Raw genomic sequence first — 22,616 nt, forward strand, 5'->3', positions numbered from 1 at the left:
CATCGTGCAGCCAGCTGACCAGTTCCAGCCGCGCGCGGATTGCCGGCGCATCGGTCAGCGGCGCGGACAGGTCTTCGGCCAGCAGGCGCGCGCCCGCGCCGGTCACGCAGCGGTCGATCGCCTCGAACAGGCTGCCCTTGCGCGTGCCGCCGGTGGACACGAGGATTTCCAGGCTGGCGCGCGTCGCCTCGTCCATCGCCATGTGCCCGCCCGCCGTGCGCGCCACGGGGGGCAGCAGCAGCGGCAGGCGGCCGCGCCCGACGTGGTCGAGGTAATCGACCAGCCCGTTCGCCGCCGCCAGCATCGGCCGGGTGAACGCGCCGAAGCCATCGAGCGTGGACACGCCGTGCAGCTCCTTGAGCCGCGCTTCGCCCGCGTTGCTGTCGAACCCGCGCCCCGGCCGCCGCACCGCGTCGAACGGGGCATCGGCCCAGTCCTCGCTGGCGACGATCTCGCTCGCGCCCAGCCGGGCCAGCGCCGCGCCCATCGCCGCCGGTTCGCATTCCTCCAGCTCCATGCGGCCGGTGGAAATGTCGCAGGCGGCAATGCCGATCAGCCCGCGCACCTCGCACACCGCGGCCAGCACGTTGGCGCGGCGCGGTTCCAGCAGCGCTTCCTCGGTCAGGGTGCCGGCGGTGACGAAGCGGACGATATCGCGCGCGACCAGCGCCTTCGATCCGCCGCGCTTCTTCGCTTCCTCGGGCGTTTCCACCTGCTCGGCGATGGCGACACGGCAGCCGGCCTTTATCAGCCGGGCGAGGTACGATTCGGCCGAGTGCACGGGCACCCCGCACATCGGGATCGGCGCGCCGCCGTGTTCGCCCCGGCTGGTCAGCGCGATGTCCAGCACCTGCGCGGCGATTTTCGCGTCGTCGAAAAAAAGCTCGAAGAAATCGCCCATCCGGTAGAACAGCAGGCAGTCTCCCGCCTGCTGTCTGAGCGCTAGATATTGCGCCATCATCGGAGTTGGGGCATTTGGCGTCACGGCGCGAGTGGCTAGACGAAGCGCGGGGTTTTCACAAACCATCGAAGCCGGATATCGACAGGGGCTCATGCAAAGCCAGCAAAGAGGCCGTCCCAAGGCCTGGTCGTTCGATTGGCATGCCGCGGCGCTCCCGTGGCTCTCCGCGCCGGGCATCGTGCTCACGGTCCTGTTGGTGTGCCTGCCGTTCGCGCTGGTGGAAGTGCCGCCGCTGATCGACGTGCCGGGCCACATGGGCGCAGCCGCGATCGAGGCCGCCGGCCCCGGCAATCCGCTGGAACGCTACTTCACCTGGAAATGGGTGTTCACGCTGAACATCGGCGGCGGTGTGCTGATGAAGCTGCTGGGCGCGCAGTTCGGCATTCTGGCCGCCGGGTGGTGGAGCACGGTGCTGGCGACCGGCCTGTTCGCCGGCGGCGGCCTTGCCACGGCGCGTGTGCTCAATCCGCGCGGTGGCCATGCCACCGCCTGGGCGCTGATGTTCGTGTTCAGCTTTCCGCTGCTGACAGGTTTCCTCAACTACATCCTTGCCACCGGTCTTTCGCTGTCGGCTTTCGCCGCCTCGGTCTGGCTCGAAAACCAGCCGAAGAAGCGCGCCGCGATGCTGATCGTGGCGCAGCCGGTCGCCATGCTGTGCCATGCCATCGGCGGCGTGCTGCTGGCGCTGCTGGTCGGCGGCGCGGCGCTGGGGCGCGAGATCGACCGGCTCCCCGCCGGAAGCTGGCGGCCTTCGCGCTGGCGCCCGCTGGCGCGCGAGCTGGACTGGAAGGCGATCGCCAAGCGCCTGTTCGTCACCTGCTGGCCGCTGCTGACCACGGTGCTGGTGGTGGTACTGTGGAAGACGTTCTCGCCCGAACCGGTCGCCAGCATGAACCGCTGGCGCTGGGACCAGAAGGCGTGGTCGTTCGTGCTGACGCTGCGCGACCAGTCGCTGGTGCTCGACGCGGCGACGACGATCGCCTGCTTCGGGCTGATCCTGTGCGGCTGGCTGGCCGGCGCGCGGTGGAGCTGGCGGCAGGGCTTGCCCGGCCTCCTGGTGCTGCTGCTGTTCGTGGCCATTCCCAGCGATATCAACGGCAGCGCCTTCGTGGATATCCGCCTGCTGCCGGTGGCGGCGATGCTGCTGCTGGCGTTGCAGGACTGGAGCCGGGCGAAGCCTTCCTATGCCCGCGCCGTGGCCTATATCGGCATGGCGCTGCTGGGCGTGCGCCTGGTGGTCACCGGGGCCAGCTTCGCGGACTACGCGCAGGACTACAAGCGCCAGCTTGCCGCGCTGCATCACGTGCAGCCCGGCAGCCGCGTGCTGGCTTTCGTCGAACATACCTGCATCGAGGAAAGCTGGCGCAGCACGCGGCGCGATCACCTGGCCAGTCTTGCCAGCCTCTACCGGCAGGCGTGGGTCAACGACAACTGGGCGGTGCCGGGGCTGCACATGGTGGTGCCCCGCTTCCGCCCCGGCCGCAACTTCACCGCCGATCCATCCGAATTCGTGTGGTCGCCCAATTGCCAGAGCGGCCGTCTGCGCAGCGTGGATTCCGCGCTCAAGTACGCGCCGATCGAGCGGGTGGACTATGTCTGGCTGATCGATACCGGCCTGCCGCGCCGCCCCGATCCGCGCCTCCAGCTGGTATGGCAGGATGGGCGCAGTCTGCTTTTTGCCGTCAGACCCTTGGGTTTTCCGAACTGGAAGCCTAGGGACTTCTGACACCGCCCGGCCGGCCCTGTCCGGTCCACCCAGCGTGGGAGCATTTGCATGTCAGAGGAAAGCAACGTCCGTTTCACCGAACGCGAGGCGTTGTTCTACCACAACACGATCAGGCCCGGCAAAATCGAGATCATCGCCAGCAAGCCCATGGCGACGCAGCGCGATCTGAGCCTTGCCTATTCGCCTGGCGTGGCCGTTCCCGTGCGCGCCATCGCGGACGATCCCGCGACGGCCTATGACTATACCGCCAAGGGCAATCTCGTCGCGGTGATCTCCAACGGCACCGCCATCCTGGGCCTCGGCAATCTGGGCGCGCTCGCCTCGAAGCCGGTGATGGAAGGCAAGGCGGTGCTGTTCAAGCGCTTCGCCGACGTCGATTCGATCGACATCGAAGTCGCCACCGAAGACCCGGAAGCCTTCATCAACGCGGTGGCGCTGCTCGAACCCAGCTTCGGCGGCATCAACCTCGAAGACATCAAGGCGCCCGAATGCTTCATCATCGAACAGGCGCTGCGCGAACGCCTGAAGATTCCGGTGATGCACGATGACCAGCACGGCACCGCGATCATCACCGCCGCCGGCCTCGTCAATGCCTGCCACCTGACCGGGCGCGATCTCAAGGACGTGAAAGTCGTGGTCAACGGCGCGGGCGCGGCGGCGATCGCCTGCACCGCGCTGATCAAGGCGATGGGCGTGCGCCACGACAACGTCATCATGTGCGACCGTTCGGGCACGATCTGGCGCGGCCGGTCCGATGGCATGGACCAGTGGAAAAGCGCGCACGCCGTCGATACCCCGGCGCGCACGCTGGAAGAGGCGCTGGTGGGCGCGGACATCTTCCTGGGCCTGTCGGCCGCCGGCGCGCTGAAGCCGGAATACGTCAAGGCCATGGCCCCGCAGCCGATCATTTTCGCGATGGCCAACCCCGATCCGGAAATCACTCCGCCCGAAGCCAAGGCGGCCCGGCCGGACTGCATCATCGCCACGGGCCGTTCGGACTATCCGAACCAGGTCAACAACGTGCTGGGCTTCCCCTTCATCTTCCGCGGCGCGCTGGACGTTCGGGCGACCGCGATCAACGAGGAGATGAAGATCGCTGCCGCGGAAGCGATCGCGGAGCTGGCCCGCCGGCCGGTGCCGGAGGAAGTCGCCGCCGCCTATGGCGGGCAGTCGATGCAGTTCGGGCATGACTACATCATCCCCGCGCCGTTCGATCCGCGCCTGATGGAAGTGGTCTCCTCCGCCGTGGCGAAGGCGGCGATGGATTCGGGCGTGGCGATGAAGCCGATCGAGGACTTCGATGTCTATCGCCACGATCTGAAGGCCCGGCTCAACCCGACGACCTCGGTACTGACCAACGTTTACGCGCAGGTGAAGCGCAACCCCAAGCGGGTGGTCTTCGCCGAGGCGGAGAACGAGGTGGTGCTGCGCGCCGCCGTGCAGTTCCGCGATTTCGGGTATGGCGAACCGGTGCTGGTGGGCCGCGACCAGGTGGTGCGCGAAAAGCTCGTCGAACTCGGCATCGGCAATCCGGACAGCTACGAGATCCACAATTCGGCGATCAGCCCGCACGTGCCGGCGATGGTGGAGATGCTCTACGAACGGCTGCAGCGGCGGGGCTTCCTGGAGCGCGACGTGCGCCGCATGGTCAACCAGGACCGCAACGTCTTCGCCTCGGCGCTGGTCAAGCTTGGCCATGCTGATGCGCTGATCACCGGCATGACGCGCACCTTCTCGCAGACCCTGAAGGAAGTGCGGCAGGTGCTCGATCCCGCGCCGGGCAAGGTGCCCTTCGGCATCCACCTGATGGTGGCCAAGAACTACACCGTGTTCCTGGCCGATACGACTGTCAACGAGCGGCCGAGCGCCGAAGACCTGGCCCATATCGCCGTCGAAACGGCGGACGTCGCCCGCCGCATGGGCCACGAACCGCGCGTGGCGTTCCTGTCGTTCTCCACGTTCGGCAACCCGATGGGGCGCTGGGTGGAGCCGATCCGTGGCGCGGTTTCGATCCTGGACGAGGCGAACCCCGGCTTCGAATACGAAGGCGAAGTGGCGCCCGACGCCGCGCTCAACCCCAAGGTCATGGCGAACTACCCGTTCAGCCGCCTGTCGGGGCCGGCCAACGTGCTCATCATGCCGGGGCTGCAATCGGCCAACATCTCGGCCAAGCTGCTGCGCGAACTGGCGGGTAACGCGGTGATCGGGCCTATGCTGCTCGGCATGGAAAAGCCCGTGCAGATCGCGCCGATGACCGCGATCGCGCCGGACATCCTCACGCTGGCCGTGCTCGCGGCGGCGGGCGTGGCGCAATAGCGCCGGGGCGGGATCAGGACGAAGCGGGGACGGCCTCGGCAACGAGGCCGTCCACCAGCACCCGCAGGCCGTGCTCGAAACTTTCCTCCAGATCGAACATTCCGGTCAGGAACGCGTGCATCGCGGCGTTTTCGCGATAGATCGACCAGCCCAGCGACAGCGACAGGACGGCGGCTTGCGCTTCCAGCGCCTGTTCGCGGCTGAACCCGCGCTGCACCAGCGGCGCGGCCATGCCCGCGGCCGTTTCGTCGCTGGCCTGCGCGAGCGGTCGCGCCGAAGCCAGCAACCGGGCGGCATCGCGATGGCGCGCCAGGCTGCGGCATAGCCCCCGGCCCAACGCCAGCAGCCATGCGCGCGCGTCGAGGCCGTCGTGCAGGCCGGCGCGCGCTTCGGCGTAGAGCGCTTCGGCCATCAGCCCGCCCAGCGCGGCCTTGTCGCGCACGTGCCAGTACAGCGCCGGCGCCTGCACCGACAGCCGCGCCGCCAGCGCCCGCATCGTCACGCCATCCAGCCCCGCTTCGTCGAGCAGGGCAAAGGCGGCGGCAACGATGCCGGAGCGATCGAGCGCAATGTCGCGGTGACGGGCCATCGTTCCCGTTTGACAATTTAACGACGTTAAGTAAACTCGCGCCATCGGTTTTTGGGAGAGAAGCCCGATGATTCATGTGCGCAACACCTGGCACGTGGCCTGCTGGTCGATGGACCTGGAAGCGGGCAGGCCCTTCGCGATCACCATGGCCAACGATCCCGTGGTGATCTTCCGCGCCGAGAGCGGGCGCATCGTGGCGCTGGAGGACCGCTGCGTTCACCGGCTGGCGCCGCTGTCGCTGGGCCGGTGCGAGGGCGAGGCGCTGCGCTGCCTGTACCACGGCCTGAAGTTCGAGGCGGACGGCCGGTGCAGCGAGATCCCCGGGCAGGATACGATCCCCGCCACGGCGCGCGTGCGCAGCTATCCCGTGGTCGACCGGCACAGCTGGATCTGGGTCTGGCTCGGCGATCCGAAGCGGGCCGATCCGGGGCTGATCCCGCCGGCCGTCGGGTTCGACGATCCGGACTACATTCTCGGCCGGGGCCAGCTCGACTATGATGCGCAGGCCCGGCTGATCCACGACAACCTGTGCGATTTCACGCATCTGGCCTTCGTTCACGCCAACAGCTTCGGCGCGGACGAGGAATGGGCGCGCACCCGGCCCAAGGTCACCCAGCTTCCGCGCGGGGTGCGGTTCGAACGCTGGGTGCGCGGGCAGAACCGCAGCACGATCAACGGTGGCCTGGAGCCGGTCGATCTGTGGAGTTGCTACGAATACCACGTGCCGGGCATCCTGCTGATGCCCAGCGCCAGCTATCCCGCCGGAACCGCCGACCGGCTGCGCGATGCACCGCCGCCGCCCGATGTGCCCAGGACCGGGGTCACCTTCACCAGCCAGGCCGTGACCGCGCTGACCGACAGCACCAGCCGCTATTTCTTCAGCTGGGGGCCGCACCGCGACCATGGCGATGAAGCGCTACGCGACCGGCTGATGGGGGTGGCGGCCATGGCTTTCGCCGAGGACAAGACCATGATCGAGGCGCAGCAGAAGGTGATCGACCGCGATCCCGCCCGCCCGATCCTTCCGGTGACGTTCGACAAGGGCGTGGTGCTGTACAACCGCCTGGTCGAACGGCTGGCGCGCGACGAACGCGAGGCCGTTTCCGCCGCCGCCTAGGCTCCGGACCCAGGGTCGTTAAAGGCTCCTGGCCCTAGATCAGGCCGGCGAGCGGGCTGGAGGGATCGGCGTACTTCCTCGTGCCCATCCGCCCGGCGCGATAGGCTTCGCGGCCGGCCTCGGTGGCCAGCTTCATCGCCCGCGCCATGCGCACCGGGTCCTTCGCTTCGGCGATCGCGGTGTTCATCAGCACGCCGTCGCAGCCCAGTTCCATCGCCACCGCCGCGTCCGAAGCGGTGCCCACGCCGGCATCGACCAGCACCGGCACGCTGGCGCCTTCCACGATCAGGCGGATCATCACCCGGTTCTGGATGCCAAGGCCCGAACCGATCGGCGCGCCCAGCGGCATCACCGCCACCGCGCCGGCGCTTTCCAGCTGCTTCGCCGCGATTGGATCGTCCGAACAGTAGACCATCGGCAGGAAGCCTTCGTTGGCCAGGATTTCCGTGGCGCGCAGTGTTTCGCGCATGTCGGGATAGAGCGTCTTCGCTTCGCCCAGCACTTCCAGCTTCACCAGATCCCAGCCGCCCGCCTCGCGCGCCAGGCGCAGCGTGCGGATCGCGTCCTCGGCGGTGAAGCAGCCGGCGGTATTGGGCAGGTAGGTGATTTTCTTCGGATCGATGAAGTCCGTCAGCATCGGCGCCTTGGGATCGGAAATGTTCACGCGGCGGACGGCGACGGTGACGATCTCCGCGCCCGAGGCGGCGACCGCGGCGGCGTTCTGCGCGAAGTCCTTGTACTTGCCGGTGCCCACGATCAGGCGCGAGCGGAAGGTGCGGCCTGCCACGGTCCAGCTGTCGTCGTCGTTCACGGCCTGTGTTCCTTCCTCTTGCCCGCCGCCCACGAAGTGGACGATTTCCAGCACGTCGCCATCCGCCAGCGCGACGTCGGCCAGCGTCGAACGCGGCGCGATCTCGCCGTTGCGCTCGACCGCGACCTTGGCCGGATCGAGCCCGATTGCGCGCACCAGATCGGCGATCGAACCCGGCGCGGCGCGGCGCGGTTCGCCATTGACGGTGATAGAAAGCGAAGCGGGGGAAGGGCTGGCATCCATGCCCGCCGCTTTAGCGTGCGGGGCGCGGCGCGCAAGCGTGCGCTCAGGGGCAGGAACGGCAGTAGCCGCTCAGCAGCCGCGCCGCATGTTGATGAGGTGCGCCGTCGCCACAAGCACCACGCCGCCGATGGTGAGCACCGCTTCCTGCGTGCCGTGCCCGGTCACGACCGCCGCCGCCATCAGCGCCAGGCCGGTTCCGCCCACGGCCAGCGGCAGGACATGGCCGTGCCGCAGCGCGCCAAGGCCGATCGTGGTGGCGCCGACCGTCAGCGCCAGCACCAGCCCGATGCGGTGGATCGCCGGGTCGAGCAGCACGCCGCCGCCCACGCCCAGCAGGCCAACCAGGAACACGCCCGCCAGGCAATGCAGCAGGCACAGCCCCGAAAGGAGCACGCCGAACCGGTCGAGCCGGGAACGCAGGGCCTGCAGCGAGTGATTCATGACAGCGCATATATGTTACACTGTATCATTGCACAAGAGGGCATCACGTTTCCGGTGCGGGATTCCCGCTTGCGCTGGAGCGATGTCGGTGGGACAGGCTGAGGCCCATGGAATCCGCGATCCCCTCTCCGTTCGCTGCCCCGCGCGAAGTACGCGCCGCGCCGCTGGCCATTGCCCGCTGGCTGTTGATCGTGGCGGCGATGGTGGCGATGATCGTCGTGGTCGGCGGGATCACCCGGCTGACCGAATCGGGGGTCTCGATCACCGAATGGAAGCCGGTAACTGGCGCCCTGCCGCCGTTGACCGATGCGCAGTGGCAGGCCGAGTTCGACGCCTATCGCCAGACGCCGCAATATCTGCTGGTCAACGGCCCGGCGGGCATGACGCTGGCGGACTACAAGTTCATCTTCTTCTGGGAATGGGTCCACCGTCTGCTGGCGCGCACGATCGGCATGGTCTTCGCGCTGCCGCTGGCGTGGTTCTGGGTGAAGGGGCGCATTCCGGCGGGCTACAAGCCGCGCCTGCTGGCGCTACTGGCGCTGGGCGGGCTGCAGGGCGCGGTGGGCTGGTGGATGGTGAAGTCCGGCATCGTCCACGACGTCAAGGTCAGCCACTTTCGCCTGGCCGCGCACCTGCTGGTCGCGCTGGTCACGCTGGCCGGCCTCGTATGGACCGCGCTGGACCTGCGCGCTCTGGCGCGGGGCCGGGCGCGCTCGCGGCTGACCGGCTTTTCAGGGCTGGCGCTGGCGATGCTGGTGCTGCAACTGTTCTACGGCGCGCTGCTCGCGGGCCTGCGCGCGGGCACGGCCGCAGGCGGCGGCTGGTTCAACTGGGACGCCTGGCCGCTGATGCAGGGCAGTTTCTTTCCCGCCGGCATCGACTGGTCGCAGGGCGGGGCCCATGCTTTCCTGTCCGATCCGTTCCTCGTCCATTTCGTCCACCGCTGGTGGGCCTGGGCGGTGGTGGCGGTGCTGGTGGTGATGGGGCGCAAGCTGCGCAAGGCACAGGCGCGGCCCGCCGCGATCGCCATCCACAGTGCTTTCGGCACGCAGATCCTGCTCGGCATCGCCACGGTGATGAGCGGTGTGGCGATCTGGATCGCGGTGGCGCACCAGCTGGTTGGCGCACTGCTGGTAGCCGCGACGACGTGGGGCGCGCACGCGCTCGGCCAGAAGCGCTGATCCGCGATGGCGGACGGCGCGGCGCTGATCTGGTGCCCGTTCGCCAGCCGCGCCGACGCGGAAGCGGCCGCCGGTGCGCTGCTCGATGCCGGGCTGATCGCCTGCGCCAACATTCTGCCGGGCATGATCTCGCTTTATACCTGGCAGGGCGAGCGCGGCGCTGGCGAGGAAGTGGCGATGCTGGGCAAGACGACCGCTGCCGCGCTTGAAGCTGCCGTGGCGAAACTGGCGGAAATCCATCCTTACGATTGCCCCGCGATCGTCGGTTGGCGCGCCGATGGGGCGGCACCGGCCACGCTCGCCTGGCTGGTCGCGGAGACCGGTAAAAACGCTCAAAACACCGCGCAAGAGCAGGGTTGAAGCGGGAAGGTATTATTTTACCTCCTCGAAAACCCGCACGAATGCTTGACTCGGCAGGGCTCTTGCAACAAAGGCGCGCTTCCTCACTGCGATGCGGGCCTTTTGTCTGCGTGCGGTGCACAGATTAGGGAACCGTTCCAGCCATGAAGGCTCTCAGCAAGGTCACCCGGTCGATTAAGCCGGCCGAGGTTGAAAAGAAGTGGCATCTGATCGATGCCGATGGGTTGGTGCTTGGCCGTCTCGCCGTCATCATCGCCAACATCCTGCGCGGCAAGCACAAGCCGAGCTTCACCCCGCACGTCGATTGCGGCGATCACGTCGTCGTCATCAACGCGGACAAGGTGCGCCTCACGGGCAACAAGCTCAAGGCGAAGACCTATTACAAGCACACCGGCTATGCCGGCGGCATCAAGGCGGTCACCGCCGACAAGGTGCTGGGCGGCCGCTTCCCCGAGCGCGTGCTCGAAAAGGCGGTTGAACGCATGATCCCGCGCGGCCCGCTCGGCCGTGACCAGATGCGCGCGCTCCACCTCTATGCCGGTACCGAGCATCCGCACGGCGGCAACCAGCCCGAAGCGTTCGATGTCGCTTCGCTCAACCGCAAGAACAAGGTGGGCGCATAATGTCGGATACCCCCAACTCCACCGATTCCGTTTCGAGCCTGGCGGATCTCAAGAACCTGACCGCTGCCGCTCCGGCCGCAGAGGCTCCGGCCGCTTCGGATGATGCCGCTCCGGTCGTTCCCTCCGCTCCGCCCGCGCCGCTGCGCGATCGCGAAGTGGACGCCTATGGCCGTTCCTACGCCACCGGCCGCCGCAAGGACGCCGTGGCCCGCGTGTGGCTGAAGCCCGGTTCGGGCAAGATCGTGGTCAACGGCCGCGATCAGGAAGTCTACTTCGCCCGCCCGACGCTGCGCCTCGTCATCAACCAGCCCTTCCAGGTCGCTGGTCGCGAAGGCCAGTACGATATCATCGCCACGGTCAAGGGCGGCGGTCTCTCGGGTCAGGCCGGTGCAGTGAAGCACGGCATCGCCCAGGCGCTGTCGAAGTTCGAGCCGGCGCTGCGTGGCGCCGTCAAGGCCGCCGGCTTCCTCACCCGCGACAGCCGCGTGGTCGAGCGCAAGAAGTACGGCCGGGCCAAGGCTCGCCGCAGCTTCCAGTTCTCGAAGCGCTAAGTCTTTCGGCCTTACGGTCGATTTCGAAAAAGGGGCTGGCGCTTGCCGGCCCCTTTTTTGTTGTCCTGTCTCAAGCGGAGTAACCCATGGCCTTCCTTCCCGCCGCCGGCGGCAGACTGGGCTGGGCGCGTGGCGCCATCGGTGCGCTGATCGGGATCGCCGTGGCGGGTGTGCTGACGCGCCTTATCGAACAGTCCATCGCGCAGGCGGGCGTGTTCGGGCCAAGCCTGTTCGGGACGGGGGTGGCCGGTCTGCCCTGGCTGGTCGCGCCGCTGGGGGCGGCCGCCGTGCTGGTCTTCGCGGTGCCGGCCAGCCCGCTGGCGCAGCCGTGGCCGGTAATCGGAGGCAACATGATCTCCGCCGCCGTGGGTCTCGCGGCCGGCCACTGGATCGCCGAGCCATGGCTCGCCGCAAGCCTTGGCGTGGGCTGCGCGATCGCGCTGATGGCGCTGGCGCGCTGCCTGCACCCGCCGGGCGGGGCCTGCGCGCTGCTCTGCGCGCTGGGCGCGGGCGCGAACGGCTGGGGCTGGTCGTTCCTGCTGATGCCCCTGGCCCCGAACGTGCTGGCGCTGGCGGCTTCCGGGTGGCTCTACAACAAGCTGACCGGCCACCCCTGGCCGCATCATTCCGCGCCCGCGCGCGCCCTGCCACGGGATACCTGGGCCGGCACGTACGACATCGCCGATCTCGATGCGGTGCTCGCGGAGTGGGACGAAGTGCTCGACATCGACCGCGAGGACCTCGATGCCCTGTTCCGCGCGCTGGAGCGGCGCGTACAGGCGCGCTGGGAAAGCGCGCGCCGCTAGGCGGGGCAGGCCTGCAACAGCGCGACGGCGCGCACGGTGGCGTCGAACAGGCGTTCGTGCCGGTCGCTTCGCACGAAGCCGGCGATCGTCGCGTCGAAACGCGCGCGGTCACCGAGGCCGGTGGAGCGCACCAATTCGGCCAGCGTCGCCTCGTCGGGCGACATGGCAAGGCAGCACGGCCGGTTGACCAGGAAGGCCTCCGGCCAGGTCGCCACGATCGCGCGAACCAGATCGTGCACGCCCACGGCGGCCTCGACGCTGCGGTAGCGCTGGGCAAGGTCCGGCACCGGATCGCGCGCGGCCCGTTCGAACAGGGCGCAAAGCCGCATCGCCATCACCACGTGCAGGCCGATCAGCGACAGGGCGCGGATGTCCTGCGGGCGGGCCAGCGCGCGTACCGTTTCAGCGAAGCGTTGGGGCAACGCGCCCGGCGCTCCGGCGCCGGTACCGTGGGTCTGGGCAGGCATCGAGATTCCCCTTCTTGCGATCAATTCGCAACAAAGGGTATGCGCACTCATCGCATCAGTCAATGCGAATCATTCGCAATAAACATCAGGCCGTGCGAAAGCCGTGCGAGATCGGGTAGCGCCGGTCGCGTCCGAAGTTGCGCATTCCCAGCTTCACGCCGGGGGGCGCCTGCCGCCGCTTGTATTCGGCCACGTGCAGCAGCCGCTCGATCCGCACCACCACATCGCGGTCGAACCCTTCGGCAACCAGCTGCTCCACGCTTTGTTCGTGCTCCACCAGCCCGAACAGGATCGCGTCCAGCACGTCGTAGGGCGGCAGCGAATCCGAATCCTTCTGGTCGGGCCGCAGTTCGGCGCTGGGCGGCTTGATGATCACCCGATCGGGCATGACCGCGCCCTCCGGCCCCAGCCCGATCTTGGGCTTGCGCGTGTTGCGCCAGCGCGAAACCGCGAAGACCGTGGTCTTGTAGGCATCCTTGAGCGGATTGTAGCCGCCGTTCATGTCGCCGTAGATCGTGGCGTAGCCCACGCTCATTTCGCTCTTGTTGCCAGTCGTCACCAGCATCGGTCCGAACTTGTTCGACAGCGCCATCAGCGTGACGCCGCGAATGCGCGACTGGATGTTTTCCTCGGTCAGATCGGGCTGGCGGCCGGCGAAAGCGGGGGCCAGCATCTCGGCAAAGCCCGCCACCGCCGGTTCGATCGGGATCGTGTCGATCCGGCATCCCAGCAACCGCGCGCATTCGGCCGCGTCCTCAAGGCTTTCGGCGCTGGTGTAGCGGCTGGGCAGCATCACGCACCACACCCGGTCCGCGCCCAGCGCGTCGACCGCGATCGCCGCGCACAACGCCGAATCGATCCCGCCGGACAGCCCCAGCACCACACCGGGGAAGCGGTTCTTCTCCACGTAGTCGCGCAGCGCCATCACCATCGCGCAATAGATGTCCTCGGGATGTTCGGTCGGTTCGTTGACCTCGGCCGGCTCGCACCGCCAGCGATAGCCGGCGCCCACCGGCACGCGGTTCCAACGGGTATGGACAATCGCCTCTTCCCAGTCGGGCAGCTGCGCCCACAGCGCGCCTTCGGGGCCGACCACGAAGCTCGCCCCGTCGAACACGATCTCGTCCTGCCCGCCCACGCGGTTCAGGTAGGCCAGCGGAATGCCGGTATCGATCGCGCGGCGCTTGGCCACGCCATCGATCCGCAACACATCCTTGTCGATCTCGTAGGGGCTGCCGTTGACGCAGATGAAGATGTCCGCGCCCAGTTCGGCCAGATGGCGGCAGACGTCGGGGTGCCAGATGTCTTCGCAGATCGGCAGGCCCAGCATCGCGCCCTTGAACAGCACCGGCTCGGGCAACGGGCCCGGCAGGAAATAGCGCTTCTCGTCAAATGTGCCGTAGTTCGGCAGTTCGTACTTGAAGCGCGTGGCGACGACCTTGCCTCCATCCAGCAGCGCCACCCCGTTGTGCAGCGCACCGTCGCGCACGAAGACAGAGCCGACCAGCATGGCGGGGCCGCTGTCCGCCGTGGCTTCGGCCAGCCGGGTGAGCTCGAGCGCGGCGCGCTCGATCAGCGCCGGCTTCTGGATCAGATCCTCGGGCGGATAGCCGACAAGCTGCATTTCCGGGAACACGATCAGATCGCAGGCGCCGTCCGTCTCCGCGATGGCGCGGCGGCGCGCGGCCAGCATCGTGTCGGCATTGCCGGCAAGATCGCCAACGGTCTGGTTCAACTGGGCAAGGGTGATCGTGAGAGTATCGGCCATGCCCCGTTCCTAGGCGGCAACGCCCTGCGCGGGCAAGTCACCATGCGTCCGTATGCGTTCGTTCGAGGGCAAAGCCCGGAATGACGTGCGGGTGGCGGCCCGACAGGGGCCGAGGGTGGGGACGAATGTGTCTCTGCCGTTGCAAAGCTGTCATCTTGGGCTAAGGGCGCGGGAAAGACCATCAGTCCGTCTGGTTCATTCTGTCAGTCCACGCTTTCTGGCTCATTGGGGAACGACGCATGAAGATCATGTCCGGCAACGGCAACCTGCCTTTGGCGCGCGCCATCGCGGCTTATCTCGAACTGCCGTTGACCGACGCCTCGGTGCGCCGTTTCGCCGACGAGGAAGTCTTCGTCGAAATCCACGAGAATGTGCGGGGCGAGGACGTGTTCATCGTCCAGTCGACCAGCTACCCCGCCAACGACAACCTGATGGAACTGCTGATCTGCATCGACGCGCTGCGCCGCGCCTCGGCCCGCCGGATCACCGCTGTTGTCCCCTATTTCGGCTATGCCCGCCAGGACCGCAAGCCGGGGCCGCGCACGCCGATCTCGGCCAAGCTCGTCGCCAACCTGATTACCGAGGCGGGCGCGGACCGCGTGCTGTCGGTCGATCTCCACGCCGGTCAGATCCAGGGTTTCTTCGATATCCCGACCGACAACCTCTATGCGGCCCCCGTCATGGCGGCGGACATTCAGACGCGCTACGGCGGGCAGCCGCTGATGGTCGTTTCGCCCGACGTGGGCGGCGTGGTGCGCGCCCGCGCGCTGGCCAAGCGGCTGGACAACGCACCGCTGGCCATCGTCGACAAGCGGCGCGACCGCCCCGGCCAGTCCGAGGTGATGAACATCATCGGCGACGTGAAGGGGCGGATGTGCATCCTGATCGACGACATCATCGATTCGGGCGGCACGCTGTGCAACGCCGCGCAGGCGTTGATGGACGCGGGCGCCGTCGGCGTTTCGGCCTACATCACCCACGGCGTGCTGTCGGGTGGCGCGGTCGCGCGCGTGGCGGGGTCCGCGCTCAAGGAACTGGTCATCACCGACACCATCCTGCCGACCGATGCGACGAAGGAATGCAACCGCATCCGCGTGCTGACCATCGCGCCGCTGATCGGCGAGGCGGTGCGCCGCATTGCCGATGAAAGCTCGGTCTCCAGCCTGTTCGACTGATCTGGTCCCGCGCCGTCCGCCGGCGTGGCGCCGCGCGGTTTACTGCCAGGGGCGGATTTGCCCGGGCTGAATGCGTTCGATCATTTCCAGCCGCCGCGATTGGCGCGTTTCCAGCGCCAGGGTCATCAGCGGTTGCGGCCGCGCCACGAACTGGCGCGGCGACATGCCGAACAGGTCGGTGAACTCGCGGATCAGGTGGCTCTGGTCGTAGTACCGCAGCGACAGCGCCTCGGCTTCGTCGTGGTCGGCCACGCCGCGAAGGTGGCTTGCCATGTCGAGCGCGCGGGCGCGGCGCAGCACCTGTTTGGGCGGCATTCCGAAATCCCGGCGCACGCACCGTTCCAGCCGGCGCTGCTCCACGCCCATTTCCCGCGCAAAGCGCGTGACGGTGATCGAAGGATCGACGAAAGCCTCGGCCTCGAAGCGCGCGGTCAGCAATTCGGGAATTTCACCACCGCGCCCCGCGATGATCTGGCGCATTTCGTCTTCCATCGCGCGACACCAGTCCTCCGGCGTCCCGTCGGGATCGAACAGGTCCAGCCAGCGCTTGCTGGAAAGGCCCATGTCGTCCAGCGGGCAGATGCGGTCGAGATGGTCGCGCGCGCCCGGACCGCGCAGCGCATGGCAGGCACCCGGACGCAGGGTGAGGCCTACGCTGGTGAAGCTGCCGCGCACCGAAACCGGCATACGGCGGGTGTGCGGGCCGAAGAACAGCGCATCGCCTTCGGAATGCAGGCGCCCGTCGGCGGTATCGGCGGTCCATTGACCACGCAACTGGATGCGAATGAACGGGGTATCGTTGAACAGGCCGCAATCGAGGAGATAATCGTCCGGCATCTCCACGACGGTCACATAGAGACGCCCGATCCACGGCGCGAGATCCGCCGCGGGCGCGCGGTTGTATGACAATGGCTGGCCGTCGCGCGACACCCCCGCCGCGGACGCGATCGACCGATCGATCGCCGGCCTCGAATTGCGTGACATTGTTGCTCCCCGAATGACGAACAGCTCGCCGTCCGCCACCTACTCCCCCACCATAGCCGCGTCTGTGGCACCGGTCACGCCCATGGTAAAAGTTTGCTTGCGCCGTCAATAGCTTCCCGGTCGACATGGGTGATCTGGCGCACTGCCTGCCGGTGCGTTTGCGCACAGGGGGCACGTCCTTTCGATGACGTTCGCCGCGTTGTCCTTGACCGGCGCGCCGGCGCCGGGCCAAAACAGAGCCCATGAAACTGGACGACGATATCGCCCTCGCCCTGCGCCTTGCTGATGCCGCCGGCGCAGCCATCCGCCCCTATTTCCGCTCTGTCGAAGCCGAACGCAAGGGGGATGCCACCCCGGTGACGCTGGCGGACCGCGCGGCGGAGGAAGCGATGCGCCGCATCCTGACCGCCGAAGTGCCGCGCGATACCGTGATCGGCGAGGAGTTCGGCGCGACCACCGGCTCTTCCGGCCGGAGCTGGGTGCTCGACCCGATCGATGGAACCACCGGCTTCCTCGCCGGCCGCGCGCTGTTCGGCACGCTGATCGCGCTGGTGGTGGAAGGCTTTCCGGTGCTGGGCGTGATCGACCAGCCGATTTCCGGCGAACGCTGGGTGGGCGCGACCGGCCGTCCGACCACGCTGAACGGTAAACCGGTGCGCACCCGCGCCTGCCGCAGCCTGGCCGATGCTACGCTGGCCACCACCGGCCCGCACTATTTCGACGATCATGATGGCGCGCATTTCATGGGCCTGGCCGCCAAGACCGACCACAAGCGCATGGTGATGGGCGGCGATTGCTACAACTACGCCATGCTCGCGACCGGGCACATCGATGTCGTCTGCGAGGCCAACCTCAAACTGCACGACTGGGCCGCGCTGGTGCCCGTGGTCGAAGGCGCGGGTGGCACCATGGCGGACTGGAACGGCAACCCGCTCCACGCCGGGTCGGACGGCCATGTCATCGCGCTGGGCGATCCGGCGCGGCTCGACGACGTGGTCGAGGCGCTGGCCTGCGGGCACTGAGCGCGGCGGCCATGAACCAGCGACCTTGAACCGGTGGCATTGAACGGGCGGGCGCGGTGAAGAAGCGGTTCTTCTTCTACGGCACGCTGACCCATGCCCACGACAATCCGGTGACGCGCGCCGTGCTGCCGCTGCTCGGCCCGGCGCGGCGGGGCTGGGTGCGCGGCCGGCTGCACGCGGTGCGCCACGGCGAAGGCTGGTATCCGGTGCTGACGCCCGTGAGCGCCGGCAGCGTATCCGGCCGCGTGTTCGGCTATGTCTATGACAGCGGGCCGCGCTTCACCCGCGCCACGCTGCGGCTGCTGGATTCCTACGAGAACTGCGATCCGCGCCGGCCCGCGCGGTCGGAATATCGCCGGCGCACGGTGACCGTTCATGTGCCGGGACAGGGCACCGTCCGCGCCGATGCCTATCTGTTCAACCGGCCGCTGCACCCGGGCCTTTGCCCCATACCGGGCGGGGATTTCGCCGCCTTCATCGCCACCCGCGGCTTGTCCGCGCTGGGGTCGGGCCGCGCGGGCGCGCGGCGGCGCTGACGGCGGGTCTTTTCACCGTCACAGTCCTGTCGCATGGGCGGGTCGGGGATTCGCCGGCGGATAGCCACGGAAAAGGCGGTGCGGGATGCGCTTTCAGGAAACCTTTCATCTGACGCCCTACCTCGATTCGCTGGTGAGCTACGCGGCGGCGCTGCTGTTCGGCGCGCTGATCGGGGCGGAACGGCAGTATCGCCAGCGCACGGCGGGCCTCAGGACCAACGCGCTGGTGGCGCTGGGCGCGGCGGCGTTCGTCGATCTGGGCCAGCGCCTGGCCGGCGATGCCGAAGCGGTGCGCGTGATCTCCTATGTCGTTTCGGGCGTCGGTTTCCTGGGCGCCGGGGTGATCATGAAGGAGGGCAAGAACGTGCGCGGCCTGAACACGGCCGCCACGCTCTGGTGCTCGGCCGCTGTGGGCACCTGTGCGGGCACCGACATGCTGGCCGAAGCCGCAACGCTGACCGTGTTCGTGGTGGCCGGCAACACGCTGCTGCGTTTTGTCGTGAACGCGATCAACCGCATCCCGCTGGCCGCCGCATCGCTGGAAGCGACATACTGGGTGACGGTCACCACGGACGCGGCCAGCGCCGACAGGCTGCGCGACCTGCTGGTCGATCACCTTGAACTGATGCGTTATCCGGTCGCCGATACAGAACTGGTCGAACGTGCCGAGGACACGGTCGAAGTCCGTGCCCGCCTGGTCAGCACGGCGGCCGCCGAGAAGGATCTCGATGCGATCGCCGCGCATCTGGAACGGACGCACGCAGTGGCCCACGCCACCTGGGAAGTGCAGACGCACGACTGAGCGCGCGCGTCCGCGTTACTTCGCGAACGGGTTCTTCGGGCTGCGCAGCGTCAGGCGGATCGGCACGGCATCGAACCCCAGCTCGCGCCGGATGCCGTTGATCAGATAGCGCCGGTAGCTTTCGGGCAGCATGTCCAGCCGGGTGCCGAACAGCACGAAGCCGGGCGGGCGCGTCTTGGCCTGCGTAATGTAGCGCAGCTTGATCCGCTTGCCCCCGGGGGCCGGCGGCGGATTGGCGGATAGCGCATCGTCGAACCAGCGGTTGAGCGCGGCGGTCGGCACGCGGCGGCTCCAGGAATCGCGGATGTCGAAGGCCACGGACAGCAAGGTGTCCAGCCCCTTGCCTGTGCGCGCCGATACGGCCACCAGCGGCACGCCGCGCACTTGCGCCAGCCCTTCGTCCAGCGCGGCGCGCACGCCGTTGAAAAGGCCGCTGGCGTCCTCGGCCACGTCCCACTTGTTGATCGCGATGACGAGCGCGCGGCCTTCCTCCAGCACCATCGAGGCGATCTTGAGGTCCTGATGCTCCAGCCCGCGCGTGGCATCGAGCAGCAGGACGACGACTTCGGCGAAATCGATCGCGCGCCGCGCGTCGGCGACCGACAGCTTTTCCAGCTTCTCGACGACCTGCGATTTCTTGCGCATGCCGGCCGTGTCGATCAGGCGGATCGGGCGCGCCTTGCCGCTCTTGGGATCGTTCCAGTCCCAATCGATCGCGATCGAATCGCGGGTGATGCCCGCTTCCGGCCCGGTGAGCAGGCGATCCTCGCCCAGCAGGCGGTTGATCAGCGTGGACTTGCCCGCGTTGGGCCGCCCGACCACGGCCAGTTTCAGGATCGATTCGGGATCGTATTCAGGTTCTTCACCGTCTTCCTCGCCGTCGTCGGCATCGGCTTCGGGTTCGCCGATCAGCGGGTAGAGCGCTTCGAACAGATCGCCCATGCCCTCGCCATGTTCGGCCGAAACGCCCACGGGATCGCCGAAGCCCAGTGAATAGGCTTCCAGCAGCCCCGCTTCGCCAGCGCGCCCTTCGGCTTTGTTGGCCAGGAGAATCACCGGCAGCGTATGTTCGCGCAGATAGCGGCCGATCTCTTCGTCGAGCGGGGTGATACCGGCGCGCGCGTCCACCACGAACAGCGCCACATCGGCGCCGGTCAGCGAAGCCTCGGTCTGCTGGCGCATCCGGCCGGGCAGGCTGGAAGGATCTTCGTCTTCCCAGCCGGCGGTATCGACGATGGTGAATTCGAGGCCGAGCAGCGTCGCTTCGCCGAAGCGGCGATCGCGCGTGACGCCTGGCTGATCGTCCACCAGCGCCAGCTTTTTCCCCACAAGCCTGTTGAAAAGCGTGGACTTGCCGACGTTGGGGCGGCCGATGATGATAACTTGCGGATGCATCGCCCACCGTTGGCCCGCGCGCGCGGCGATGGCAAGGACGGTTTGGCGCGAACCGCCCGTAAACCGGCCTTTCCGAACCTCCGTAATCGCCGTTCATCGCCTTAAACGCATGTTAACTACATCGGTGAGGGTGATTCTTACCTTACCGGCAGAAAATTGCCGGCATGAAGGGATTGACCGGCAAAATCGCGGCACTGGCCGTATCGGGGGCCGTATGGGGCTCAGCGAACGTGGCGCAAGCCGCGCCCGCGGCGTTGCAGGCAGCGGGCGCGGCCGCGATGACGCGCCAGCAGGATGCGGATGGTGATTCGGACGCGCTGCCCTATCTCCAGTGCGTGCCCTATGCGCGGCAGGTTTCCGGCATCGGCATCTATGGCGATGCGCTGACCTGGTGGGATCAGGCGGCGGGGCGCTATGCCCGTGGCCGCCAGCCGCGCGTGGGCGCGGTGATGAGCTTCCGCCCCTATGGCGGCATGGAACTGGGCCATGTCGCGGCAGTCAGCCGGATTATCGATTCGCGCACGGTGCTGCTGCGCCATGCCAACTGGTCGCCGATCAACGGCCGGCGCGGGCAGATCGAGAAAGACGTGCGCGCGGTCGACGTTTCGCCCGAAAACGATTGGAGCGAAGTGCGCGTGTGGTATGCCCCGATCGCCGATCTCGGGACCACGCGCTGGCCGGTCAACGGCTTCATCTATAACGAAAAGCCGCGCAAGAACGAGCGGTTGACGGTGCTCGCGTCGGCAGAAACGGCCACCCCGGCGCATGCGCCGCTGATGGCGCGCACCGAGCCCGCGCGGAGCGCGGCTGGCCGCGGTATCGGCGCGGACTTCCTCAAGGGTGTCATACCCGAATCGCGCGCCGCGCAGACTCCGGCGTCGCGGCGCCCGGCCCGGCAGAGCCTTGCCACCAGCGCTCCGCGAACGGCTCCGGCCCGCGCGACGTCCACGCGCCTGGCGGGAAGCGATAGCGACCCGATCGGCCGGATCATCGCCGCGCGGATGCGCTGATCCGCGCGGCGCTTCCGGTCTAGGTTGCCGGAATCAGAGCGTGCGGATGATCGCCGAGAAATCGAGCCCGCCGTTGCCGGCGGCGGCGAAGGCTTCGTAGAGTTCTTCCGCCCGCGTGCCCATCGGCACCTGCGATCCCGCATCGCGCGCGGCGGCAACCGCCAGCTTGAGGTCCTTGAGCATCAGCGCGGTGGCGAAACCGCCCTGGTAGTCGTTGTCCGCCGGGCTCTGCGGCCCCACGCCGGGCAGCGGGCAATAGCTGGTCATCGACCACGACTGGCCCGAAGCCTTCGACGAGATATCATAGAACACTTGCGGATCGAGGCCGAGCTTCTGCGCCATGGCAAAGGCTTCGCAGGTGGCGATCATCGTCGCGCCCAGGATCATGTTGTTGCAGATCTTGGCAGCCTGTCCGGCGCCGCTGCCGCCGGCATGGATCACCGCCTTGCCCATCGCCGCCAGGATCGGCTCCGCCCGCGCGAAAGCCGCGTTATCGCCGCCCACCATGAACGTCAGCGTGCCTCCGTTCGCGGCGGCGATCCCGCCCGAGACGGGGGCGTCGACCATGGCATAGCCGGCGGTCGAGGCCGCTGTCGCGACCTTGCGCGCGGTGGCGACGTCGATCGTCGAGCAATCGAGCAGCAGCGCTGTTTGCGGGGCCTGTCCGATCACGTCGGCGCCATAGACGCTGTCCACGATCGCGCCGTTGGGCAGCATCGAGACCACAGCCTCCGCGCCCCGCACCGCCTCGCGCACCGAGGTATAGGTCGCGCAGCCGTTATCGCTGGCCCGCGCCAGCGCATCGGGGGAAAGGTCGAAGGCATGAACCTCGTGCCCGGCCTTGACCAGATTCGCGGCCATGCCGCCGCCCATATTGCCGAGACCGATGAACGCGATTTTCATGCTTCTCCCCTATCGCTGGCAATTCAGGCCTTACCGCCCCGTCCAGACGCCGGGGCGCTTTTCGATGAATGCCGCCATGCCTTCGGCCTTGTCCTCGGTGGCGGTCAGGATCTGGAACAGGCGGCGTTCGTGGAGCAGGCCCTGATCGAGCGTGGTCTCGAACGCGGCGTTGACCATTTCCTTGTTGGCGATGGCCGCGACCGGCGGCATCGCGGCGATCGTCTCGGCCGTCTTCAGCGCATCGGCCAGCAGGTCCGCCAGCGGCACGATCCGCGCGACGAGGCCCGAGCGTTCGGCTTCCTCGGCGCCCATCATCCGCCCGGTCAGGCACATTTCCATGGCCTTGGCCTTGCCCACCGCGCGCGTCAGGCGCTGCGATCCGCCCATGCCCGGCGCCACGCCCAGCTTGATCTCCGGCTGGCCGAACTTCGCCGTGTCGGCCGCGATGATGAAGTCCGCCATCATCGCCAGTTCGCAGCCGCCGCCCAGCGCGAAGCCGTTCACCGCCGCGATCCACGGCTTGCGCGTGGTCTTGACGAGGTGGCTGGTCCAGCGCGCGAAGAAATCCTGGTTGTAGAAATCGACCGCCGGCTTTTCCGCCATTTCCTTGATGTCCGCGCCGGCCGCAAAGGCCTTCTCGCCCGATCCGGTCAGCACCGCGCAGCGCTGCGCGGGATCGGCTTCGAACGCCGCGAAAGCGCCGATCAGGTCTTCCAGCACCTGCGAATTCAGCGCGTTCAGCGCCTGCGGGCGGTTGAGCGTGATGAGCGTGACGGCGCCCTTCTGTTCGACCAGGATCGTTTCGTATTCGGCCATCTCAGCAGTCTCC

Annotated in this window: 22 protein-coding genes and 1 pseudogene; 13 read left to right on the top strand and 10 right to left on the bottom strand. The window is 67.9% G+C overall.

Going from position 1 to position 22,616, the window contains the following annotated elements; all coding sequences use genetic code 11:
- Nucleotides 1–961 (bottom strand): annotated as a pseudogene (locus NMD1_RS08495) (DNA mismatch repair protein MutS); the annotation flags it as partial.
- A 91-nt stretch (nucleotides 962–1,052) separates the two neighbouring features.
- Here NMD1_RS08495 and NMD1_RS08500 point away from each other — a divergent pair.
- Nucleotides 1,053–2,687 carry a hypothetical protein gene (locus NMD1_RS08500; protein WP_124810464.1) on the top strand — a complete coding sequence of 545 codons (1,635 nt, stop codon included), beginning with the start codon at nucleotides 1,053–1,055 and terminating at the stop codon, nucleotides 2,685–2,687.
- A 48-nt stretch (nucleotides 2,688–2,735) separates the two neighbouring features.
- Complete coding sequence (locus NMD1_RS08505) at nucleotides 2,736–5,003, top strand: NADP-dependent malic enzyme (protein WP_124810463.1); 2,268 nt, start codon at nucleotides 2,736–2,738, stop codon at nucleotides 5,001–5,003.
- Nucleotides 5,004–5,016: 13 nt separating this feature from the next.
- On the opposite strand, the gene NMD1_RS08510 is transcribed toward NMD1_RS08505, so the two are convergent.
- Nucleotides 5,017–5,592: a TetR family transcriptional regulator gene (locus tag NMD1_RS08510; protein ID WP_158453929.1), complete on the bottom strand. Its 576-nt coding sequence runs from the start codon at nucleotides 5,590–5,592 to the stop codon at nucleotides 5,017–5,019.
- A 67-nt stretch (nucleotides 5,593–5,659) separates the two neighbouring features.
- Between NMD1_RS08510 and NMD1_RS08515 the strand changes: the two genes are divergently transcribed.
- Nucleotides 5,660–6,709 carry an aromatic ring-hydroxylating dioxygenase subunit alpha gene (locus NMD1_RS08515; RefSeq protein WP_125954412.1) on the top strand — a complete coding sequence of 350 codons (1,050 nt, stop codon included), beginning with the start codon at nucleotides 5,660–5,662 and terminating at the stop codon, nucleotides 6,707–6,709.
- Between the two features lie 34 nt (nucleotides 6,710–6,743).
- On the opposite strand, the gene thiS is transcribed toward NMD1_RS08515, so the two are convergent.
- Nucleotides 6,744–7,763, bottom strand: coding sequence for a sulfur carrier protein ThiS (gene thiS, locus NMD1_RS08520; RefSeq protein WP_124810460.1), 1,020 nt, complete (start codon nucleotides 7,761–7,763; stop codon nucleotides 6,744–6,746).
- 69 nt (nucleotides 7,764–7,832) lie between these two features.
- Nucleotides 7,833–8,204: a MerC domain-containing protein gene (locus tag NMD1_RS08525; protein ID WP_125954413.1), complete on the bottom strand. Its 372-nt coding sequence runs from the start codon at nucleotides 8,202–8,204 to the stop codon at nucleotides 7,833–7,835.
- 107 nt (nucleotides 8,205–8,311) lie between these two features.
- On the opposite strand from NMD1_RS08525, the gene NMD1_RS08530 reads away from it, so the two are divergent.
- The 5 genes from NMD1_RS08530 to NMD1_RS08550 all read left to right on the top strand — a co-directional run bounded on the left by NMD1_RS08530 (nucleotide 8,312) and on the right by NMD1_RS08550 (nucleotide 11,725).
- Nucleotides 8,312–9,385: a COX15/CtaA family protein gene (locus NMD1_RS08530; RefSeq protein ID WP_125954414.1), complete on the top strand. Its 1,074-nt coding sequence runs from the start codon at nucleotides 8,312–8,314 to the stop codon at nucleotides 9,383–9,385.
- A 6-nt stretch (nucleotides 9,386–9,391) separates the two neighbouring features.
- Complete coding sequence (cutA, locus tag NMD1_RS08535; protein ID WP_125954415.1) at nucleotides 9,392–9,745, top strand: divalent cation tolerance protein CutA; 354 nt, start codon at nucleotides 9,392–9,394, stop codon at nucleotides 9,743–9,745.
- A gap of 143 nt (nucleotides 9,746–9,888) precedes the next feature.
- Complete coding sequence (gene rplM, locus NMD1_RS08540) at nucleotides 9,889–10,368, top strand: 50S ribosomal protein L13 (protein WP_124810456.1); 480 nt, start codon at nucleotides 9,889–9,891, stop codon at nucleotides 10,366–10,368.
- Nucleotides 10,368–10,919 carry a 30S ribosomal protein S9 gene (gene rpsI / locus NMD1_RS08545; protein ID WP_125954416.1) on the top strand — a complete coding sequence of 184 codons (552 nt, stop codon included), beginning with the start codon at nucleotides 10,368–10,370 and terminating at the stop codon, nucleotides 10,917–10,919. Before rplM ends, rpsI begins: the two co-directional genes overlap by 1 nt.
- An 86-nt stretch (nucleotides 10,920–11,005) precedes the next feature.
- A complete protein-coding gene (locus NMD1_RS08550; RefSeq protein ID WP_125954417.1) occupies nucleotides 11,006–11,725 on the top strand; it encodes an HPP family protein in 720 nt (239 codons plus the stop codon).
- Here NMD1_RS08550 and NMD1_RS08555 read toward each other — a convergent pair.
- Nucleotides 11,722–12,192: a hypothetical protein gene (locus tag NMD1_RS08555; protein WP_125954418.1), complete on the bottom strand. Its 471-nt coding sequence runs from the start codon at nucleotides 12,190–12,192 to the stop codon at nucleotides 11,722–11,724. The genes NMD1_RS08550 and NMD1_RS08555 overlap by 4 nt on opposite strands.
- Before the next feature lie 85 nt (nucleotides 12,193–12,277).
- Nucleotides 12,278–13,960, bottom strand: coding sequence for an NAD+ synthase (locus tag NMD1_RS08560; RefSeq protein ID WP_124810452.1), 1,683 nt, complete (start codon nucleotides 13,958–13,960; stop codon nucleotides 12,278–12,280).
- A 239-nt stretch (nucleotides 13,961–14,199) separates the two neighbouring features.
- Here NMD1_RS08560 and NMD1_RS08565 point away from each other — a divergent pair, with 239 nt between their 5' ends.
- A complete protein-coding gene (locus tag NMD1_RS08565; protein ID WP_124810451.1) occupies nucleotides 14,200–15,135 on the top strand; it encodes a ribose-phosphate pyrophosphokinase in 936 nt (311 codons plus the stop codon).
- 39 nt (nucleotides 15,136–15,174) lie between these two features.
- On the opposite strand, the gene NMD1_RS08570 is transcribed toward NMD1_RS08565, so the two are convergent.
- Nucleotides 15,175–16,119 carry a helix-turn-helix domain-containing protein gene (locus tag NMD1_RS08570; protein WP_125954419.1) on the bottom strand — a complete coding sequence of 315 codons (945 nt, stop codon included), beginning with the start codon at nucleotides 16,117–16,119 and terminating at the stop codon, nucleotides 15,175–15,177.
- A 242-nt stretch (nucleotides 16,120–16,361) separates the two neighbouring features.
- Here NMD1_RS08570 and NMD1_RS08575 point away from each other — a divergent pair, with 242 nt between their 5' ends.
- The 3 genes from NMD1_RS08575 (at nucleotide 16,362) to NMD1_RS08585 (ending at nucleotide 18,479) form a co-directional block, all read left to right on the top strand.
- On the top strand, nucleotides 16,362–17,141 hold the full coding sequence (locus tag NMD1_RS08575) for an inositol monophosphatase family protein (protein ID WP_124810449.1): 780 nt from the start codon (nucleotides 16,362–16,364) through the stop codon (nucleotides 17,139–17,141).
- Between the two features lie 56 nt (nucleotides 17,142–17,197).
- Nucleotides 17,198–17,677, top strand: a complete 480-nt coding sequence (locus tag NMD1_RS08580; protein WP_158453930.1) for a gamma-glutamylcyclotransferase — start codon at nucleotides 17,198–17,200, stop codon at nucleotides 17,675–17,677.
- 85 nt (nucleotides 17,678–17,762) lie between these two features.
- The gene (locus NMD1_RS08585; RefSeq protein WP_124810447.1) at nucleotides 17,763–18,479 is read left to right on the top strand and encodes an MgtC/SapB family protein; all 717 of its coding nucleotides are present in this window, start codon (nucleotides 17,763–17,765) and stop codon (nucleotides 18,477–18,479) included.
- Nucleotides 18,480–18,494: 15 nt separating this feature from the next.
- Here the strand turns inward: NMD1_RS08585 and der are convergent, their stop codons facing one another.
- Nucleotides 18,495–19,874, bottom strand: coding sequence for a ribosome biogenesis GTPase Der (gene der / locus NMD1_RS08590; protein WP_125954421.1), 1,380 nt, complete (start codon nucleotides 19,872–19,874; stop codon nucleotides 18,495–18,497).
- A 164-nt stretch (nucleotides 19,875–20,038) separates the two neighbouring features.
- Here der and NMD1_RS08595 point away from each other — a divergent pair, with 164 nt between their 5' ends.
- A complete protein-coding gene (locus tag NMD1_RS08595) occupies nucleotides 20,039–20,884 on the top strand; it encodes a CHAP domain-containing protein (protein WP_371432176.1) in 846 nt (281 codons plus the stop codon).
- 33 nt (nucleotides 20,885–20,917) lie between these two features.
- Here the strand turns inward: NMD1_RS08595 and mmsB are convergent, their stop codons facing one another.
- Entirely contained in the window at nucleotides 20,918–21,787 is an 870-nt protein-coding gene (mmsB, locus tag NMD1_RS08600; RefSeq protein ID WP_125954422.1) for a 3-hydroxyisobutyrate dehydrogenase, read from the bottom strand.
- Between the two features lie 30 nt (nucleotides 21,788–21,817).
- Complete coding sequence (locus NMD1_RS08605; RefSeq protein ID WP_125954423.1) at nucleotides 21,818–22,603, bottom strand: enoyl-CoA hydratase-related protein; 786 nt, start codon at nucleotides 22,601–22,603, stop codon at nucleotides 21,818–21,820.
- Nucleotides 22,604–22,616 lie beyond the last annotated feature (13 nt).

The organism is Novosphingobium sp. MD-1 (assembly GCF_001014975.1).
Classification (GTDB): domain Bacteria; phylum Pseudomonadota; class Alphaproteobacteria; order Sphingomonadales; family Sphingomonadaceae; genus Novosphingobium.

Bases quoted from the DNA above. Each gene is read 5' to 3' on its own strand.
- NMD1_RS08500 (WP_124810464.1), top strand. From the start codon at position 1,053: ATGCAAAGCCAGCAAAGAGGCCGTCCCAAGGCCTGGTCGTTCGATTGG.
- NMD1_RS08505 (WP_124810463.1), top strand. From the start codon at position 2,736: ATGTCAGAGGAAAGCAACGTCCGTTTCACCGAACGCGAGGCGTTGTTC.
- NMD1_RS08510 (WP_158453929.1), bottom strand. From the start codon at position 5,592: ATGGCCCGTCACCGCGACATTGCGCTCGATCGCTCCGGCATCGTTGCC.
- NMD1_RS08515 (WP_125954412.1), top strand. From the start codon at position 5,660: ATGATTCATGTGCGCAACACCTGGCACGTGGCCTGCTGGTCGATGGAC.
- thiS (WP_124810460.1), bottom strand. From the start codon at position 7,763: ATGGATGCCAGCCCTTCCCCCGCTTCGCTTTCTATCACCGTCAATGGC.
- NMD1_RS08525 (WP_125954413.1), bottom strand. From the start codon at position 8,204: ATGAATCACTCGCTGCAGGCCCTGCGTTCCCGGCTCGACCGGTTCGGC.
- NMD1_RS08530 (WP_125954414.1), top strand. From the start codon at position 8,312: ATGGAATCCGCGATCCCCTCTCCGTTCGCTGCCCCGCGCGAAGTACGC.
- cutA (WP_125954415.1), top strand. From the start codon at position 9,392: ATGGCGGACGGCGCGGCGCTGATCTGGTGCCCGTTCGCCAGCCGCGCC.
- rplM (WP_124810456.1), top strand. From the start codon at position 9,889: ATGAAGGCTCTCAGCAAGGTCACCCGGTCGATTAAGCCGGCCGAGGTT.
- rpsI (WP_125954416.1), top strand. From the start codon at position 10,368: ATGTCGGATACCCCCAACTCCACCGATTCCGTTTCGAGCCTGGCGGAT.
- NMD1_RS08550 (WP_125954417.1), top strand. From the start codon at position 11,006: ATGGCCTTCCTTCCCGCCGCCGGCGGCAGACTGGGCTGGGCGCGTGGC.
- NMD1_RS08555 (WP_125954418.1), bottom strand. From the start codon at position 12,192: ATGCCTGCCCAGACCCACGGTACCGGCGCCGGAGCGCCGGGCGCGTTG.
- NMD1_RS08560 (WP_124810452.1), bottom strand. From the start codon at position 13,960: ATGGCCGATACTCTCACGATCACCCTTGCCCAGTTGAACCAGACCGTT.
- NMD1_RS08565 (WP_124810451.1), top strand. From the start codon at position 14,200: ATGAAGATCATGTCCGGCAACGGCAACCTGCCTTTGGCGCGCGCCATC.
- NMD1_RS08570 (WP_125954419.1), bottom strand. From the start codon at position 16,119: ATGTCACGCAATTCGAGGCCGGCGATCGATCGGTCGATCGCGTCCGCG.
- NMD1_RS08575 (WP_124810449.1), top strand. From the start codon at position 16,362: ATGAAACTGGACGACGATATCGCCCTCGCCCTGCGCCTTGCTGATGCC.
- NMD1_RS08585 (WP_124810447.1), top strand. From the start codon at position 17,763: ATGCGCTTTCAGGAAACCTTTCATCTGACGCCCTACCTCGATTCGCTG.
- der (WP_125954421.1), bottom strand. From the start codon at position 19,874: ATGCATCCGCAAGTTATCATCATCGGCCGCCCCAACGTCGGCAAGTCC.
- NMD1_RS08595 (WP_371432176.1), top strand. From the start codon at position 20,039: ATGAAGGGATTGACCGGCAAAATCGCGGCACTGGCCGTATCGGGGGCC.
- mmsB (WP_125954422.1), bottom strand. From the start codon at position 21,787: ATGAAAATCGCGTTCATCGGTCTCGGCAATATGGGCGGCGGCATGGCC.
- NMD1_RS08605 (WP_125954423.1), bottom strand. From the start codon at position 22,603: ATGGCCGAATACGAAACGATCCTGGTCGAACAGAAGGGCGCCGTCACG.